2 protein-coding genes are annotated in these 2,523 nt (G+C 64.7%); both read right to left on the bottom strand.

Translation table 11 applies throughout. The annotated features are described in order from the left end of the window. Positions 1-178: 178 nt before the first annotated feature. On the bottom strand, positions 179-907 hold the full coding sequence (istB, locus tag J2X38_RS22930; RefSeq protein WP_031304487.1) for an IS21-like element helper ATPase IstB: 729 nt from the start codon (positions 905-907) through the stop codon (positions 179-181). Next, entirely contained in the window at positions 894-2,408 is a 1,515-nt protein-coding gene (gene istA, locus J2X38_RS22925; RefSeq protein ID WP_021238707.1) for an IS21 family transposase, read from the bottom strand. The genes istB and istA overlap by 14 nt, the downstream gene beginning before the upstream one ends. Positions 2,409-2,523: the final 115 nt, after the last annotated feature.

Genomic DNA, 2,523 nt, shown 5'->3' with positions numbered 1-2,523 from the left:
TGTCAAACGGCGTTCAAAAGGGACCCCCGATCGGCGTCGAAGAGGGACCCCCTTTTCGGATAATATGATGCTGGTTTGTTGAAGATGGCCTTGCGCTGCGTGCGGCGGAGGGCGGGCGTAGCCCGACCGGAGGCGCGCGCAGCGCAAGATAGATTTTTGAAGGCGCCGAAGGTGGCTGTCAGCTGCGGTTTTTGAAGCGCCAGCTGTCGTTGCCCGTCTCGACGATATCGCAGTGGTGGGTGACGCGGTCGAGCAGCGCCGTGGTCATCTTGGGATCGCCGAACACGGTCGGCCATTCGCCGAAGGCGAGGTTCGTGGTGATGATGACGCTGGTCCGCTCATAAAGCTTGCTGATGAGGTGGAACAGCAACTGCCCTCCCGAGCGGGCGAACGGCAGATATCCAAGCTCGTCGAGCACGATCAGGTCGAGCCGCGACAGCTGCGCCGCCAGGGTCCCGCCTTTGCCGATCCGGGTCTCCTCTTCGAGGCGTGTCACCAGATCGACGGTGTTGAAGTAGCGGGCGCGAGCGCCCCTTCGCACGACATTGGCGGTGATCGCGATGGCGAGGTGGGTCTTGCCTGTCCCCGTGCCGCCGACCAGCACGATATTGCGGCGAGGCGGGAGGAAGGAGCCATCGTGAAGGGAGCGGATCATCTCCTCATTGATCGGTGTGCCCTCGAAGCTGAACCGCTCCAGGTCCTTCACCACGGGCAGCCTCGCAGCCGTCATCCGATAGCGGATGGAGGCTGCATCCCGGTGGGTCGCCTCAGCACGGAGCAGGTCGGTCAGTATCTCCATGGTGGTGCGCTTGCGCTGGAGGCCGGTGGTGACCGCCTCGTCGAACGCCGCCGCCATGCCCTTGAGCCCGAGGCCGCGCATCGTGTCGATCATATCATGCCGCTGCATCATAGCCTCGCAGCAGATCATAGCGGGCACAGTCGGCGAGCGGAGGATGCTGCAGCATCCGGTCTTCCGAAGTGACGATGCTGTGGGGTGTCGCCGGCTCGCGGCGCCGGGAGAGGATGTTGAGGATCAGCTCGTCGCTGGCCGTTCCGTTCGCCAACGCTTCGCGCACGGCAGCCTCTACCGGCTCCAGGCCATCGGTGAGCACCGCCGAGAGGACCCGCACGAACCTGCGATCGGCCTCGTCCCCGGTGCCGAGCCTTCGCCGTAATCGGTGCAGGGCGGGCGGCAGATCCCAGTCCTGGAACGGTGCGCCGTTACGCAGCGCGCCGGGCTTGTGCGCGAGGACCGGCAGATAATGCCAGGGATCGTATATCGTGCGGTTCCGACCGAAGTGGCGCTCATGCTCCCCGACGATCGCATCGCCGCAGCGTATGACGATGCGATCGGCATAGGAGCGCACCTGAACGGTCCGGCGTGCGGCCGTCGACATGACCGAGTAGCGGTTGCGATCGAAGCTGATGAGGCAGGTGCCGGTGACGGCATGCTCGCTCTCATGGAAGCCGTCGAACGGTGCCAGGATCGGCTGCAGGGCCGGTCGCTCCATATCCAGCGCCTCGGCGACGGTAATATCCCCGCGTTCGGGATGGGCATGATGCTCGGCCCAGCGCCGGCACTCGGCCTCCAGCCACCCGTTGAGCTCGGCCAGGCTGGCGAACCGGAGTCGCGGCTGGAAGAAGCGGCCTCGGATCGTCTGGACCTGCTGTTCGACCTGGCCCTTCTCCCATCCCGCCGCCGGCGAGCAGGCGGTCGGCTCGACCATGTAATGATCGGTCATGATCAGGAAGCGGCGGTTGAACACACGCTCCTTGCCGGTGAACACGGCCGTCACCGCCGTCTTCATATTATCGTAGATACCGCGTCGCGGCACACCGCCGAAGAACGCGAACGCCCGGGCATGGGCATCGAACAGCATCTCCTGGCCCTCGCGCGGATAGGCCCGGACATAGGGTGCGCGCGAGTCGCAGAGACGCATATGCGCCACCTTCACCCGCATCGGCTTGCCGGCGATCTCCACATCCTCGTGGCTCCAGTCGAACTGGTAGGCCTCACCCGGCTGGAAGGTCATCGGGATGAACGCCGGTGCGCCTTCGCCAGCATCCTTCCGCCGCGCAGCACGCCAGCGCGCCGCATAGCGGCGCACCGCATCATAGGATCCATCGAACCCCTCGCGCACCAGCAGGTCATGGATACGCGTCATCCGTAGCCGATCGCGGCGGCCGCGACCTTCGTTCTCCTCAAGCAGCGCATCGAGACGATCCTGATAAGGACCGATCCGCGGCAGCGGCTGGACTTTGCGCTGATAGTTGAACGCCGCCTCCGGCGACCGGATCGCTTTGCGGACGACCTTCCGCGACAAACGAAGGTCACGAGCGATCGCCTTGATCGCCTTACCCGCTGCATGCTCACGCCGAATCCGAACCACTGTCTCCACGATCAACATCCCGTTCTCGCCAACTGATCAAAACCAGTCGGCCGACTAAATCCCCGGGATGAAGGGGTCCTTTTTGCACGCCGATCACCCCACGAAGGGGGTGCCTATTGCACGCTGATCCTCA

Source organism: Sphingopyxis sp. BE235, from assembly GCF_031457175.1.
Classification (GTDB): Bacteria; Pseudomonadota; Alphaproteobacteria; order Sphingomonadales; family Sphingomonadaceae; genus Sphingopyxis.
Note: the sequence above shows the minus strand (reverse complement) of the source record. Positions and strands in the feature narration are given on the sequence as shown.

What these genes read in the sequence shown, in the direction of transcription:
- istB (WP_031304487.1), bottom strand. Translation starts at nt 907, where the DNA reads ATGCAGCGGCATGATATGATCGACACGATGCGCGGCCTCGGGCTCAAG.
- istA (WP_021238707.1), bottom strand. Translation starts at nt 2,408, where the DNA reads ATGTTGATCGTGGAGACAGTGGTTCGGATTCGGCGTGAGCATGCAGCG.